The sequence below is a fragment of the Mycobacterium sp. NGS24 genome (assembly GCF_059813065.1).
Map to the genome: position 1 here is coordinate 151,710 of NZ_JCALDW010000001.1, position 13,609 is coordinate 165,318.

At 65.6% G+C, this 13,609-nt stretch carries 12 protein-coding genes and 1 pseudogene; 10 read left to right on the forward strand and 3 right to left on the reverse strand.

Annotation, left to right across the window (positions count from 1 at the left end; all coding sequences use genetic code 11):
• The first annotated feature begins 2 nt into the window (after window positions 1-2).
• The 3 genes from AC5Y6Y_RS00735 to AC5Y6Y_RS00745 all read left to right on the forward strand — a co-directional run bounded on the left by AC5Y6Y_RS00735 (window position 3) and on the right by AC5Y6Y_RS00745 (window position 2,787).
• Complete coding sequence (locus AC5Y6Y_RS00735) at window positions 3-785, forward strand: SDR family NAD(P)-dependent oxidoreductase (RefSeq protein ID WP_499928934.1); 783 nt, start codon at window positions 3-5, stop codon at window positions 783-785.
• An 18-nt stretch (window positions 786-803) separates the two neighbouring features.
• The gene (locus tag AC5Y6Y_RS00740; RefSeq protein WP_463824631.1) at window positions 804-1,982 is read left to right on the forward strand and encodes an acyl-CoA dehydrogenase family protein; all 1,179 of its coding nucleotides are present in this window, start codon (window positions 804-806) and stop codon (window positions 1,980-1,982) included.
• 70 nt (window positions 1,983-2,052) lie between these two features.
• Window positions 2,053-2,787 (forward strand): 3'(2'),5'-bisphosphate nucleotidase CysQ, encoded by a 735-nt coding sequence (locus AC5Y6Y_RS00745; RefSeq protein WP_499928936.1) that lies wholly within the window; start codon window positions 2,053-2,055, stop codon window positions 2,785-2,787.
• 28 nt (window positions 2,788-2,815) lie between these two features.
• Here the strand turns inward: AC5Y6Y_RS00745 and AC5Y6Y_RS00750 are convergent, their stop codons facing one another.
• A complete protein-coding gene (locus AC5Y6Y_RS00750) occupies window positions 2,816-4,024 on the reverse strand; it encodes a MalY/PatB family protein (protein WP_499928938.1) in 1,209 nt (402 codons plus the stop codon).
• 138 nt (window positions 4,025-4,162) lie between these two features.
• Here AC5Y6Y_RS00750 and AC5Y6Y_RS00755 point away from each other — a divergent pair.
• Window positions 4,163-4,273, forward strand: a pseudogene (locus AC5Y6Y_RS00755) (dihydrodipicolinate reductase); the annotation flags it as partial.
• On the opposite strand, the gene AC5Y6Y_RS00760 reads toward AC5Y6Y_RS00755, so the two are convergent.
• Window positions 4,274-5,119 carry an SDR family oxidoreductase gene (locus AC5Y6Y_RS00760; protein ID WP_499922831.1) on the reverse strand — a complete coding sequence of 282 codons (846 nt, stop codon included), beginning with the start codon at window positions 5,117-5,119 and terminating at the stop codon, window positions 4,274-4,276. It lies immediately after the preceding pseudogene.
• Between the two features lie 139 nt (window positions 5,120-5,258).
• Between AC5Y6Y_RS00760 and AC5Y6Y_RS00765 the strand changes: the two genes are divergently transcribed.
• The 6 genes from AC5Y6Y_RS00765 (at window position 5,259) to AC5Y6Y_RS00790 (ending at window position 12,617) form a co-directional block, all read left to right on the forward strand.
• On the forward strand, window positions 5,259-6,254 hold the full coding sequence (locus AC5Y6Y_RS00765; protein WP_463824627.1) for an LLM class flavin-dependent oxidoreductase: 996 nt from the start codon (window positions 5,259-5,261) through the stop codon (window positions 6,252-6,254).
• Window positions 6,251-7,438 (forward strand): cytochrome P450, encoded by a 1,188-nt coding sequence (locus tag AC5Y6Y_RS00770; protein ID WP_463824626.1) that lies wholly within the window; start codon window positions 6,251-6,253, stop codon window positions 7,436-7,438. Before AC5Y6Y_RS00765 ends, AC5Y6Y_RS00770 begins: the two co-directional genes overlap by 4 nt.
• A gap of 279 nt (window positions 7,439-7,717) precedes the next feature.
• The gene (efeU, locus tag AC5Y6Y_RS00775) at window positions 7,718-9,292 is read left to right on the forward strand and encodes an iron uptake transporter permease EfeU (protein ID WP_499928941.1); all 1,575 of its coding nucleotides are present in this window, start codon (window positions 7,718-7,720) and stop codon (window positions 9,290-9,292) included.
• A 31-nt stretch (window positions 9,293-9,323) separates the two neighbouring features.
• Window positions 9,324-10,472, forward strand: coding sequence for an iron uptake system protein EfeO (gene efeO / locus AC5Y6Y_RS00780; protein WP_499928943.1), 1,149 nt, complete (start codon window positions 9,324-9,326; stop codon window positions 10,470-10,472).
• A gap of 1 nt (window position 10,473) precedes the next feature.
• Window positions 10,474-11,757 carry an iron uptake transporter deferrochelatase/peroxidase subunit gene (gene efeB, locus AC5Y6Y_RS00785; protein ID WP_499928945.1) on the forward strand — a complete coding sequence of 428 codons (1,284 nt, stop codon included), beginning with the start codon at window positions 10,474-10,476 and terminating at the stop codon, window positions 11,755-11,757.
• 53 nt (window positions 11,758-11,810) lie between these two features.
• Window positions 11,811-12,617, forward strand: a complete 807-nt coding sequence (locus AC5Y6Y_RS00790; protein WP_499928947.1) for an MBL fold metallo-hydrolase — start codon at window positions 11,811-11,813, stop codon at window positions 12,615-12,617.
• Here AC5Y6Y_RS00790 and AC5Y6Y_RS00795 read toward each other — a convergent pair.
• Complete coding sequence (locus AC5Y6Y_RS00795) at window positions 12,614-13,600, reverse strand: alpha/beta fold hydrolase (protein ID WP_499928949.1); 987 nt, start codon at window positions 13,598-13,600, stop codon at window positions 12,614-12,616. The two genes, AC5Y6Y_RS00790 and AC5Y6Y_RS00795, sit on opposite strands and share 4 nt — an antisense overlap.
• Between the last annotated feature and the right edge of the window lie 9 nt (window positions 13,601-13,609).

The window sequence follows — 13,609 nt, forward strand, 5'->3', positions numbered from 1 at the left end:
CGATGCCGGATCGAGCACGCTCGCGCACATTCGTCGTGACGGGGGCCGCATCGGGCATCGGGTTGGCCACCGCGCGGCGACTGCTCGACGAAGGGGGCACTGTCGTCGGCGCCGACCTGGCGGCACCGCCGGATCTGGGACCGCGGTTTCGCTTCGTCGCCGCCGACGTGAGTGACGAGGCCGCGGTCGCCTCGGTGTTCGCCGCCGTGCCCGACCGCCTCGACGGCATGGTGCATTCCGCCGGTGTCGCGGGTGGCGGCCCCGTTCACCTGCTTCCCCGATCCGAGTGGGACCGGGTCATCGCGGTCAACCTCACCGGCACATTTCTGGTGGCCAAAGCGGCATTGGCCAGGATGATCGAACAACCCCGGGTCGACGGCGAGCGCGGTTCGATCGTGACGCTGGCCAGTGTCGAGGGTCTGGAGGGCACCGCGGGCGGCAGTTCCTACAACGCCGCCAAAGCCGGCGTGGTGCTGCTCACCAAGAACATCGCGGTCGACTACGGGCCCAGTGGGATCCGGGCCAACGCGATCTGCCCGGGCTTCATCGAAACCCCGCTAGCTGAAAGCGTTTTCGGTATGCCGGGGATGGAGGGCCCGCGCGCTTCGATCACCCGCGAGCACGCTCTGCAGCGGCTGGGCCGGCCCGAGGAGGTCGCGGCAATGGCGGCTTTCCTGGTGTCGCCGGACGCGTCGTTCGTGACGGGTCAGGCCATTGCGGTCGACGGCGGCTACACGGCCGGCCGCGACCACGAGGTGGTGCAGATGTTCGGGTTCCCCGAGTAATGCTGATAGGACAGACGAATGACCGCGATCAAGAGTGAATCGGTGCTGGCGCAGGCGCAGCGGATGCGCGAGTTGGTACAAGCCGAAGCTGCGGCGTCCGAACGGAACCGCACCCTGACCGACGCGATCGTCGACGAGCTGTGGGCCAGCGGGCTGATGACGGCGTTGAGTCCGCCCGAGGCCGGTGGCAGCGAGCCGTCACTAGCCGAGATGATCGAAACGTGGATCGAAATGGCCTGGCAGGATGGGTCTTTCGGCTGGATCGGGATCGCCAATCTGCCGTCGCGGTTCGCTGCGGCCACCTATCTTCCCGACGACGGCTTCGCCGAAGTGTTCACCGCCCACGACAACCACGTCACGATGGGCGGCCAGTTCTTCCCCAACGGACAGGGCATCGTCGTCGACGGCGGGTACCGGGTGAGCGGGGCCTGGAGCTTCGGTTCGGGCACCGGCCATGCACAGTACGTGGCGGCGGGGTTCTTCCCGATGGACAACGGCGAGATGCGCTGGATCGGCGACGGCATCCCTGACATGCAGGTGGCTGTCATGCCGCGCGCGGAGATCCGGTTCAACGACGGCTGGCACGTGCAGGGGCTCAAGGGCACCGGGTCCTATGACTACAGCGTCGAGGACGTGTTCGTGCCGGCCGGACGCACGTTCGCGCTGTTCGAGCGGGTGCCGCAGCGCGGAACCTCGCCGGCTGCCCGGATGGGGCTGATGCCGGTGACCGCCGCCGGACACGCCTCCTGGGCACTCGGGGTTGCCAAGAGCATGCTCGACGACGTCACCGATCTGGCTGCGACGAAATTCCGGATGAGCGACATGGCGTCGTTGGCCAGCCGACCCACCTTTCAGAAGGGGTTGGCACACCACGTCTCGGCCTGGCGTGCGGCGCGTCTGCTGGTTCTCGACTCTTTCACCGCCGCCGAATCCGCGGTTGCCGCCGGTGCCGACCTCAGTCCGAGCCTGCGCGCGGATATGCGCGCGGCAGCGGTGTACGCCACCGACACGGCCCGCGAGTGCGCCGAATGGGCTCACCTGGTCGCGGGCACCAGTTCGATCCGCGAAGGCAGCCGCCTGGAGCGTGCTTTCCGCGATATCTACACCGGCACCCAGCACGCGTTCATCAGCGAAAAGGTGGCGATCGACGCGGCGCAGATCTGGCTGGGCGTCATCGAAGACCAGTTCGGGCTCTGAGTGCGCTCACGCGTAGCCAGGTAAAGACGGTTAACATTGCCAACATTTCCCTGTTGAGAAAGCTGGTGGCATGAACGATCATGACCTGGCCGCGCAGTTGGCCACCGACGCAGGCCAATTGCTGCTCGGCGTGCGTGCGGAGTTCGCCGACGCGGAGGCCGGTGAACGGAAGGCCGCGGGGGACAAGCGATCTCACGATTTTCTCATGACGGCACTGAGCCGTGAGCGCGGCGACGACGCAGTGCTCTCCGAGGAGGGCGCCGACGACCCGGTCCGGTTGCGGTCGCAGCGGGTGTGGATTGTCGACCCGCTGGACGGCACCCGCGAATTCTCCGAACTCGGGCGCACCGACTGGGCGGTCCACGTCGCCCTCTGGGAGGCCGGTGAGCTGGTGGCCGGCGCCGTCGCGCTGCCGGCGCAGGGCCTTACCCTGGCAACGCCCGAGGTCGTGCCACCGCCCGCCACCCCCGACAAGCCCCGCATCGTGGTGTCGCGCACCCGTCCGCCTGCCATCGCGCTGGCCGTGCGGGATGCCCTGGACGGCACCCTGGTCGAAATGGGTTCTGCCGGAGCAAAAGTAGCGTCGATCGTGCAAGGTTTGTCCGATGTGTACGTGCACGCCGGGGGCCAGTTCGAATGGGACTCCGCAGCGCCGGTGGCCGTCGCCAGGGCAGCAGGTCTGCACACCTCGCGTATCGACGGGTCGGCGCTGGCTTACAACCAGTCCGATCCGAGACTGCCGGACCTGGTGGTGTGCCGTCCCGAGTTCGCCGCGGCGGTGCTCGCCGTCACCCGGAACTCGTGATCGACGAACGACTCGCACCGGCTGCAATTCAGCGGCGCTCGCGCACCGCTCGTCCCATCCGCGAAACCGCTTCGGTCAGAATAGCTTTCGAGGTAGCGAAGTTGAGTCGGACGTGACCGGATCCACCGGTGCCGAACACGTGTCCGGAACTGAGCGCGACGCGGGCCCGGTCCCGAAACCAGCGTGCCGGCCCGGACAGGTCGGCCACCACTTTGACCCCCGCGCTGTGCGCGTCTTCGATGCCGAGTTCGCGACAGTCCAACCAGGCCAGATACGTGCCGTCCGGGCGCAGCAGCCGCACTGCGGGCAGGTGTTCGGCGACCAGATCGCCGAGCAGCGAACGGTTTTCGTCTAACCCGGTCAGGAGTGCGTCGAGCCAGTCGCCGCCGGTGCCGAAGGCCGCGGTATGCGCGATGAGCCCCAGGTGACTGGCGCCGTGGCCCACCTCCTCGGGCATCCGGCGCAGGTCGGCGGCCGATTCCGGCCCGGCGATGGCCAGCCCCGCTTTGATGCCGGCCAGATTCCAGGCTTTGGACGCAGACGTCAGCGCCAGAGCGTTGTCCGCTCCGGGCACACTCAGATAGGGGGTGAAGCGCGCCCCGGCCAAGACCAACGGAGCGTGAATCTCGTCGGACACCACGCGGATATCGAACTGGCGGGCAAGTTCGGCGACACCGCTCAGCTCGGCGACGGTGTGTACCGCACCCGTCGGGTTGTGCGGGTTGCACAACAGAAAAGCGACTTTCCCCCTCGCCCCTGCCGACTTACGCGCCTGCGCAAAAGTATCCGCCAGCACATCCGGGTCGATTCGGCCCTGCGGGCCCAGGGGCGCTTCGACCACGCGCCGGCCATCGTGCGAGATGAACGCGTAGAACGGGGCGTACACCGGGGAATTCACTATGACGGTGTCACCCCGGTCGGTGACCAGTCGCAGCATCTCGACAGCGCCGAGCATGACGTCGGGGACGACGCGGGTACGGCCCACCGACAGCCCGGCCCACTGCCAGCGCTGCGCGGCGAACTCGCTCACCGCCTCGGCGTACGCCTTGCCGTGCGGGTATCCGGTGTCGCCGGCGTCGACCGCCCGCCGGATAGCGTCGGCCACCGACGGCGCCAGCCGGACGTCCATCTCCGCGACCCACAACGGCAACACATCGGCCGGGTGGGCGCGCCATTTCATGCTGGTGCGGTGGCGCAACTGCTCGAGAGCCAATTCCTCCAGCGGGTTAGCCGTCACTCGCGGCAGTTTAGTTGAACGCTTGCCCGCCCCCTCGGCTCGCGGGAGCCAGGCAATGCTGAACAAACGTCAGGTTGACGGCACGGAACAGCGGCTGCAGTTTCTCACCAGGAAAGGATCGACGTGGTGTCCACGACGTCGACGGCGATGCGCGTCGTCATCGCCGTGCCCTACGTGGTCGCCGCTGAAGCGGGCCTGCTCAGCTCGCTGGACGTGCCGATGACCCTGCCGCGGAACGCATTCGACTGATCAGGCCAGTTGAACGCGTCCGGTGATCAGGTCCATGATCGCCTTGCCGGGCGCGAACGATCCGGTGATCGACGACATGGCGTGGCCCTGGTCGACGTTGAGCGTGATGCCGTTGATAGAACCCGACGCGGCGCTGTTGAGCATGATCATCGCTTTGCCGATGTCCTCGGGTGTCAGCGTCGCGCTGCCGGTGTCGTCGCGGTAGTCCTGCGCGAAAGTCAGCCACAGGTCGGCATTCGCGCGGGCCAGCGGGGTGTCGGTGGGACCGGGGCAGACAGCGTTGATCCGCACACCCTTCTTCTGGAAGTGGTAGCCCTGCCATGCGACATAGCCGTTGATCGCCTTTTTGCTGAAGCCGTAGTGGATGATGCCCTGCGGTTCGCGCTCCTGACACCAGTCGTGCGCCGACTTGTAGTCGGGCGTGGCCAGGAAGTCCTGCACCAGCTCCAGGTCGTTCTCCCAGCCCATCCCGGCGACCGACGAGATGAAGCAGATGGCCGAGCCCCGGGGAAGCAGATCCTTGGCGAACAACCGCTCGATGAGGTGGCGGTGCCCGATGAAGTTCACCTGCATCAGCTTCGGTCCGTCGGCGACGCCCGCGGCAGAAAACAGTGAGTGGACGGGCCCGTCGAGTTCGTCGACCGCCCGGTCGATCGAGTCCTGGTCGCTGAGGTCCAGCGAGATCACTTTGTCGGCGTCGTAGTCAACGGACGCGAAGTCCATCACCGTGACATGCGCGCCGAGGTCCTTGGCGATCTGTGCGGCGGCTGCGCCCATGCCGGTCGCTCCACCGACCACCAATACCCTTTTGCCCTCGTAGCCTAGTAAGTCTGACGCCGTCGTCATCTTTCCTCTTTTCCCAGGTGGTTGCTCGATGGACGTTACAATATCCGGACCAGATGTTAGTTTCAAACTAGCTGTTGACCCCGCTCGCCAGGCCGACGTAGCGTACGTGGCACAAATATTAGGTTGTCTAGGAGATGGCGTGTACACGCTGCGCTTCGACATGCGGGCTCCGGCGTTCGGGGCGAATCCGACGGCACTTTATGCCGCCGCCCCAGCGATGTGCGCCTGGGCGGAGGGTCACGGCGCCCTGGCCGCTGTGGTCTGCGAGCACCACGGTTCTGAGGACGGGTATCTGCCGTCTCCGTTGTTGCTCGCCTCGGCGATAGCGGCGCGCACCGAGCGGCTGGCGCTGAGCCTGATCCTGATCCTGCCGTTCTACGACGCGGTGCGACTGGCCGAAGACATGGCAGTCCTCGACATCTCCAGCGCCGGGCGGGCGTCCTACATCATGGCGCTCGGATACCGGCCCGAGGAGTACGAGATGTTCGGGTTGGCACTGGGTGACCGGGGCCGGCTGGCCGATGAGAAGCTGGGTCTGCTGCGCCGTCTGCTCGCCGGTGAGACGGTCGTGCAGGACGGGCGTCGGATTGCGGTGACTCCGCAACCGCTGACACCCGGCGGCCCGGCGATGATGTGGGGCGGCGGCAGTCTGGCCGCCGCGCGGCGCGCCGGGAGGTACGGGCTGGGCATGCTTGCCAACGGCAATGTCCCGGGTATGCGGGAGGCCTACGAGAACTCCTGTCGCAAGCACGGTTTCGAACCGGGGCCGGCGTTCTTCCCCGATCGCAATACGCCGTCGGTTACCTTCGTCGCCGATGACGTGGACCAGGCGTGGTCGGAGCTCGGAGAGCACCTGCTGCACGATGCGCGCACCTATGCCGCGTGGAATCCCGGCAACGAGACGTCGGCTGGTTTCTCGCATGTGGACACCGTCGACGAGCTGCGCGAGACGGGTAAGTCGCACGTGATAATAACGGTGGAACAAGCGGTTTCGCGAATCCGGTCCGGCAAGATGCTGACCCTGTCGCCATTGTGCGGCGGGGTGCCGCCGGACGTGGCGTGGCCATATCTGAAGCGGGTCGGTGAGGTCGTAGTGCCCGAAGCCGCTCGTCCGCTCGCCGCGGGGACTGCATGACGACGACCGAGATCTATTACGATCCGTTCGATTTCGACATCGACGACAACCCGTATCCGATCTGGAAGCGGATGCGCGACGAGGTTCCGCTGTACTACAACGACAAGTTCAACTTCTATGCGCTGAGCCGGTATGAGGATGTCGCCCCCGAATTGACGAACTGGGAGACCTACCGGTCGGGCCGTGGTACCACGATGGACATAATCATGAGCGGTATCCAGGTACCGCCCGGTGTGATTCTGTTCGAGGATCCGCCCCTGCACGATCTGCATCGCCGGTTGCTGTCACGGGTTTTCACACCGCGGCGGATGGAGGCGATCGAACCGCTCACCCGAGACTTCTGTGTGCGGGCGCTCGACCCGCTGGTCGGTTCGGGCCGCTTCGACTTCATCGCTAACCTGGGGGCGATGATTCCGATGCGCACCATCGGCTACCTGCTGGGCATCCCCGAGGAAAGTCAGGCCGATATCCGCGATCGGGGTGGGCGGGCGATCAACCTGCGCGAGGGCACATTTCGGGCGATCGACGACGATTTGTTCGAGAAGAGCTATGAGGTGTTCTCCGAATACATCGATTGGCGGATGGAGCATCCTTCCGACGACGTGATGACCCAGTTGCTCAACGCCGAGATCGAGGAGAACGGGGTGGTGCGGCGGCTGGATCGCACCGAAGTGCTGATGTACACCAGCATGATCGCCGGAGCGGGCAACGAGACGACGACCCGGCTGATCGGCTTCATCGGTCAGTTGTTGGCCGAACATCCTGACCAACGTCGCGAGATCGTGGCGGATCCGTCGCTGATTCCGGGAGCGATCGAGGAGGTATTGCGCTACGAAGCGCCGTCACCGGTGCAGGCACGTTACGTGGCGCGCGACGTTGAGTGTCACGGGGCCCTGATCCCTGAGGGCTCGATCATGTTGCTGCTCAACGGTTCTGCCAACCGCGACGAGCGCAGATTCCCCGACGGTGAGCGGTTCGATATCCATCGCAGTGGGGGACACCTGAGCTTCGGTCACGGTCTGCACTTCTGCTTGGGTTCGGCGCTGGCGCGCATGCAGGCGCGGGTGGCACTCGAAGAGGTCATCAAGCGGTGGCCGACATGGGAAATCGACTATGCCGCCGCACAGAAGGCGCACACGAGCAGTGTGCGGGGATGGTCGAGTTTGCCGGTGATCACCGGATAGGCTCCCGCACCGGGGACCGCGCCGTCACTCGCGTCCCAGTAGTCACCGTCCGGCTGTGTGCAGACGATTGCCCGGCTCCGAGCGACAATCCCACTCCAGCGCGACGTTGCCGGGTCAGCACACGCGTCTTGTCACACTGCTGTGCCACGGTGACATCATGACGCCCGAGTGGGTTCAAGCCGTGACTGGGGTGACGCTTGTGACGGCGGGGACGGTGCGGCCAGCAAAGGGCCTCCGCGTGATTTCAGCGATGCCCAGCACCTAGTTAGGCTGTGCTAAGTGAACGGCGTGTTTATCGGCACCTTCCTGATCGGCCTGCGCGAGGGCCTGGAGGCGACGCTCATCGTGAGCATCGTCGCCGCTTTCCTCAAGCGCAACGGCCGGTCGATCCGGCCGATGCTTGCCGGCGTGGCTCTCGCGTTTCTGCTCAGTGTGGGCGTCGGGGTCGGGTTGGATCTGCTGTCGGCGGCGCTGCCGCAGCGACAGCAGGAAATGATGGAAACCGTCATCGGGGCGGTCGCGGTGGTGTTCGTGACCTCGATGATCATCTGGATGAACCGCAACCCGGGCCGGCTCAAGGGCGACCTCGAACGTGAGGCCCGAGACGCTCTCGGCCGGGGCCGTTTCCTGGCGCTGGCGCTGATGGCCTTCCTGGCGGTCCTGAAGGAGGGCTTCGAGACGGCGGTCTTTCTGCTGGCTACGGTTCAGGCGTCGCACGACAGCCACTGGGCGGCTGTCATCGGCGGGGTGACAGGGATCGCGGTGGCAATCGCACTCGGTGTCGGCCTGTACTTCGGCGGCCTGACTCTCAACTTGAGCCGTTTCTTCCGTATCACCGGTACGTTCCTCGTCTTCATCGCCGCAGGGCTGGTGCTCAGCGCATTGCGGACCGCCCACGAGGCCGGCTGGGTGGCGATCGGGCAGCAGCAGGTACTCGACCTGTCGTCCTGGATCCCGGGCAGTTCGGTGCGTGGCGCGTTCATCACCGGGTTGTTCGGCATACCCGCCGATCCGCGGCGCGTCGAGGTGCTCGGCTGGCTGCTCTACGCGGTACCGGTGCTGACGATCTTCCTGTGGCCCGCCCGCAGCGTCGCCAACGCCACTGTCCGTCGCAGGCTGCTGGTGGCCACCGCCGGGGTGCTGATCATCGTCGCGGCGGTGCTGCTGATCGCGGTGCCGGCCCGAAATTCCACACCCGCCGCGCACGCGCGCACGGTGACCGACCATCGCGGCCGCCCCGGCACCGTGTCGCTGGCCGGGACGCTGAGTGGTCGTTCGCTCTCGATCACCACTGACGGCGGACCGGCAGGTACCGTCGCGCTCGTCGCCGCCGGCACGGATTCAGTGGACGGCGTGCCGGTCCGGGTGTGGCAGGCGACTCTGCCCGCACCCGCCGACGGCGCCCCGACCGCCACGCTGGCCGAGCTGGCGGGTCTGACCGGCGGCCGCCTTCCAGTGGGAGTGTCCGCATCCCGCACCCCGGGCCCGTTTCACGTCCGATGGGCCACCAGTACCGTGTACACCGTTCGCGCTCAGGATGATTCGGTACTGAGCGCGCAGGCGACAAGCAACCGCACCGCCGTCCTCAGCGGCGGCGGACTTGCAGCGCCGAAGACAGTCAGCCTCGGCGGGCTACCCACCGATTGGGCGACTATTGACGACGAGTCGGTCACCGCGCAACTCAAAGCCAACTCTCAACTGCACGCCGAACGTCTACTGTGGCGGCTCTGGCTTCCGTTGGTGCTGGCGGTCTTCGCGTTGGGTTGTATAGCCACCGCGCTGCGCAGCCACCGCACCGAACACGCGCAAGGAAAGGGAAGAGTCGCCAATGCCGAAGCGCACCAGCCGGTCTAGCGCGGCCATCGCGACCGCCGCAGCAGTGCTCATGACTGGGTGCAGTTCCGGCGACACCGACCCGCCCAGGTCCGGGACCCACCAGGTCTCGGTGACGATGACCAACGACAGCGGCAAGGACCGTTGCGTGCTGAGCACCACCACGGTGCCGGCCGGACCGGTGACATTCACGGCGTCGAACACGAGTGCACCGGGCATCTCCGAAGTGGAGTTGCTCAAAGATCAACGCATCGTCGGCGAAAAAGAGAACCTCGCCCCAGGGTTGGATTCGGTCTCGTTCACCGTCACCCTGGACGGCGGCTCGTACCAGATCTATTGCCCGGGCGCTGAAATCGAGTACCAGACCCTGACAGTGACCGGGCGGGCTCCGGCGCCGGCCACCGGCACGGTGGCGACCATCCTGGGCCAGGGCACCAAAGATTATGCGGCCTACATCGTCAATCAGATCGAGCAGCTGAACGACGCCGTGCAGGGGCTCAATGGCGCCGTCCAGGCCGGGAATCTCGACGGGGCCAAGACGGCCTACGCCAGAGCGCGGCCGTTCTACGAACGTGCTGAGACCAGTGTCGAGGGGTTTGTGCTGCCCGGGTTTGCCGTCGGCGACAACGCCGGCAACCTCGACTATCTGATCGACATGCGCGAGTCCACTCCGGTGGATGCGAAAGTCGGTTGGAAAGGCTTCCACGCCATCGAACGTGACCTGTGGCAGGCCGGGGCCATCACCGCCGGCACTAAGGCGCTCAGCACCGAATTGCTGGGCAACGTGGGCAAGTTGAAGGACACTGTCACCAGCCTGCAGTACCGGCCTGAGGACCTGGCAAATGGGGCGGCGGACCTGATCGAGGAAGTGCAGAACAATAAGATCACCGGCGAAGAAGAAGCCTTCAGTCACATCGATCTCGTCGACTTCGCCGCGAACGTGGAGGGTGCTCAGCAGGCCTACGCGGCGCTGCGACCGGGGTTGGACAAGATCGACAGCAATCTGGTCAAGCAGATCGACCAACAGTTTCAGGATGTACTGACCGTGCTGGCCGGGTATCGCGACCCGACAGCGTTGGGCGGCTACCAAACTTTCGTCTACGAACTCCAGGCCCGTGACGCACCGAAGTTGACCGCGGTCATCCAGCCGTTGCACCAGAGCCTGTCCGTGGTAGCCCAGAAAGTGGTCACGGCGAACTGACATGACCGACGACGACAGCAACGATCCGCCGAAACCGTCTGGCAGCATACCGGTTTCGCGGCGGCGAGTGCTCGGCGGCACGATGCTCGCCGGACTGACCGGTGCCGTCGGGGGCGGGGCGGCCGGTTACGCGATGGCCGAGCGCGGTGACCGAGACGATCACGACACGGTCGATCTAAGCCGCCGCTACCCTTTTTACGGGCAGACGCACCAGGGCGGTATTGCGACGCCCCCGCAGCGCTATTGCGTATTCATGTCCTTCTCGCTGGCCCCCGGCGCCGGACGTCCCGACCTGCAGGCGTTATTGGCCCGGTGGTCCGCGGCGGCCGCGGTGTTCCAGCAAGGCAATCCCGTTGGCGCAGTGCAGCCGTCGGTCGAAGTGCAGCCACCGGCCGACACCGGCGAGGCCTTCGGGCTCAGTCCCGCGGGTCTGACCGTCACCGTCGGGCTGGGACCGTCGGTGTTCGGCGACAGGTTCGGACTTGCCGGCAAGCGGCCGGCGTTGTTCGCCGACCTGCCGCCGCTCAACGGTGATTATCTGGACCCACGGCTACGCGGTGGCGACGTGTCGGTGCAGGCTTGCGCCGATGACCCGCAGGTCTGCTACCACGCCACCCGCAACCTGACCCGCCTGGGTCGTAATATCGCCGCACCGCTGTGGCAGGTGCTCGGTTTCGGTCGTGCCTCGGCCGGCCCCGGCCAGGCCACTCCGCGAAATCTGATGGGGTTCAAGGACGGAACCCGCAACGTGATGACCGACGAGCAGTACCGCCGGTTCGTGTGGGTCGACAACAGCGATCAGGCCTGGATGAACGGCGGTACCTACCAGGTCGCGCGAAAAATCCGCATGCTGCTGGAAACCTGGGACACCGACCGAATCGGTGACCAGCAGCAGGTCATCGGTCGCAGCAAACAGGAGGGTGCACCGCTGGGCGGCAACGCCGAATTCGACACGCCGGATTTCGCGGCAACGGGACCGGACGGAAAGCCGGCGATCGACCCGCTGTCCCATATCGGCTTGGCCGCACGGGAAAACAACAACGGCATCATGATCCGCCGTCGCTCCTACAACTACACCGACGGACTGGACGCCACCGGCCAGCTCAACGCCGGGCTGCTGTTCATCTCCTATCAGAATGATCCGCTGAACTTCATCCGGCTGCAGAACCGGTTAGGCGCCAACGATTTGCTGAACGAGTACATCCGGCACATCGGGTCGGCGATCTTTGCCGTACCTCCCGCGCCCAGCCAGGGGCACTACATCGGTCAGTCGCTGTTCAGCTGATTGGTTCAGCAGTAGGCGTTTCAGCTCCATTCCTGCGGGAACACGCAGCCATCATGGACATCACCGTGACCTTTGTCGGAAACGCCACGACGCTGATTCGTGCCGGGGAGATCACGGTGTTGACCGACCCCAATTTCCTGCACAGGGGTCAGCACGCGTACCTCGGCCACGGCCTGATCTCCAAGCGCCGCAAGGAGCCCGCTCTCTCCATCGAGCAGCTGCCGGCGGTAGATGTCGTTCTGCTGTCACATCTGCACGGGGATCACTGGGACCGGGTGACATCGAAACGACTGAATCGCGAACTACCGGTCCTGACCACGCCGCCCGCGGCGAACAGGTTGCGGACGAAAGGATTTGACCGGGCGACGGCACTATCGACCTGGCAGACGCACCACCTCGTCAAGGGTGACGTCCAGCTCACGGTGACGGCGCTACCGGGCCGGCACGCTCCGGTGTGGGCCAATCGGCTCCTTCCGCCGGTCATGGGCAGCATGCTCGAGTTCGGCTCCATCCACGCAGCAGAGAGCCGACGCATCTACGTTTCCGGGGATACCTTGCTCATCGACGAACTGGGCGAGATTCCGGTTCGGTTCGAAGCCATCGACGTCGGCATACTGCACCTGGGCGGGACCCGGCTGCCCGCCGGCTCCCGATTGCCGTTCGGGCTCACCGTGACGATGGATGCGCAACAAGGCGCCGGACTTGTCGAGCTGCTCGACCTGCCGAAGATGATTCCGGTCCACTTCGACGATTACACCGTCTTCGCTTCTCCGCTGGCGGATTTCACGGCAGAGATGCAGCGTCGCGGCTGGGCGGACCGTGTCATCGAGATCGAACGCGGTGCAACGGTGTCGCTTTAAGCCTTCTGATCCACCAACACCGCCCCCTCAGGTCGGTCTCCGAGTGTCTGCAGATGCAGGTTGATGTCTTTGCCCTGAGCGGTGAGCCGAAGGATGTGAGCGACCTCGGCCGGGGCATCACATTGCAGGTAGTGATCGGCGGTCGGTATCACCCAGTAACGGCTCTGGCCCGGCATATTCCGCAGGTAGGCCTGCCAGACGTGGTTCGCGACCCGCAGCGGGGCTACCGTGTCGTGCAGGCCCCACACCAGAGTGGCGTTGACGGGGATCTTGGAAAGAGCCTCGAGCCAACGCTTTTCATCGGCAGCGCGCTCGTGCAGATACTGGATGGTGTCCGGCAGGACACGGATGCCGTCGTTGTAGGCAAAGCATTTTGCCAGGGCGGAGATCTCGGCATCCCCGGTGGTGCGGCGCGGCATGAAGGTGGTGATCCCGAGTCCGGCGGCCAGTAGCTCCGGGGTGGTTTCGGCGGCGGCTGCCCGTCCCGTTGCGGAGTCGAGCAGCGCGAGTTGGAACGCGGTGAGGTTGGACAACGGCAGGTAGATGTTTGCATTGGTGATGATGAGATCGACTGGCAGTGCGGACTTCTCCGCCAACAGGCCGGCCGCGATCATGCCGACGCTGCTTCCGCGGTCATGGGTGATCATGCGGTAGTCGGTCAGTTTCCAGACCTCAGTGATCGCGTGGACCAGCAGTCGTGCGTCGTCGTAGAGCGAGTAGACGTACGGCTCGGGTGGCTTGTCGGATACACCGTAGCCGGGAAAGTCGAGGGCGAAAATCTCGAAATCTTCGCTCAGTGCACGCGCCAACGGGTAGTAGTCGACACTGGACGTCGGGAAGCCGTGTACGCACACCAATGCGGGCGCCCCCGGTCTGCCGAACCTGCGCAAAAACACCGTGACCCGCTGCCCGTCGTTGGCATCGGTGGTCGATCGCCAGCTCAATTCCGTTCCGCCACTGTGCCATTCCACGAAAATGTCCATGATCTCGGC

Excerpts from the sequence above, each read along its gene's own strand:
- AC5Y6Y_RS00770 (WP_463824626.1), top strand. The coding sequence starts at position 6,251 with ATGACGACGACCGAGATCTATTACGATCCGTTCGATTTCGACATCGAC.
- AC5Y6Y_RS00740 (WP_463824631.1), top strand. The coding sequence starts at position 804 with ATGACCGCGATCAAGAGTGAATCGGTGCTGGCGCAGGCGCAGCGGATG.
- AC5Y6Y_RS00760 (WP_499922831.1), bottom strand. The coding sequence starts at position 5,119 with ATGACGACGGCGTCAGACTTACTAGGCTACGAGGGCAAAAGGGTATTG.
- AC5Y6Y_RS00790 (WP_499928947.1), top strand. The coding sequence starts at position 11,811 with ATGGACATCACCGTGACCTTTGTCGGAAACGCCACGACGCTGATTCGT.
- efeO (WP_499928943.1), top strand. The coding sequence starts at position 9,324 with ATGACTGGGTGCAGTTCCGGCGACACCGACCCGCCCAGGTCCGGGACC.
- AC5Y6Y_RS00795 (WP_499928949.1), bottom strand. The coding sequence starts at position 13,600 with ATGGACATTTTCGTGGAATGGCACAGTGGCGGAACGGAATTGAGCTGG.
- AC5Y6Y_RS00735 (WP_499928934.1), top strand. The coding sequence starts at position 3 with ATGCCGGATCGAGCACGCTCGCGCACATTCGTCGTGACGGGGGCCGCA.
- efeB (WP_499928945.1), top strand. The coding sequence starts at position 10,474 with ATGACCGACGACGACAGCAACGATCCGCCGAAACCGTCTGGCAGCATA.
- AC5Y6Y_RS00745 (WP_499928936.1), top strand. The coding sequence starts at position 2,053 with ATGAACGATCATGACCTGGCCGCGCAGTTGGCCACCGACGCAGGCCAA.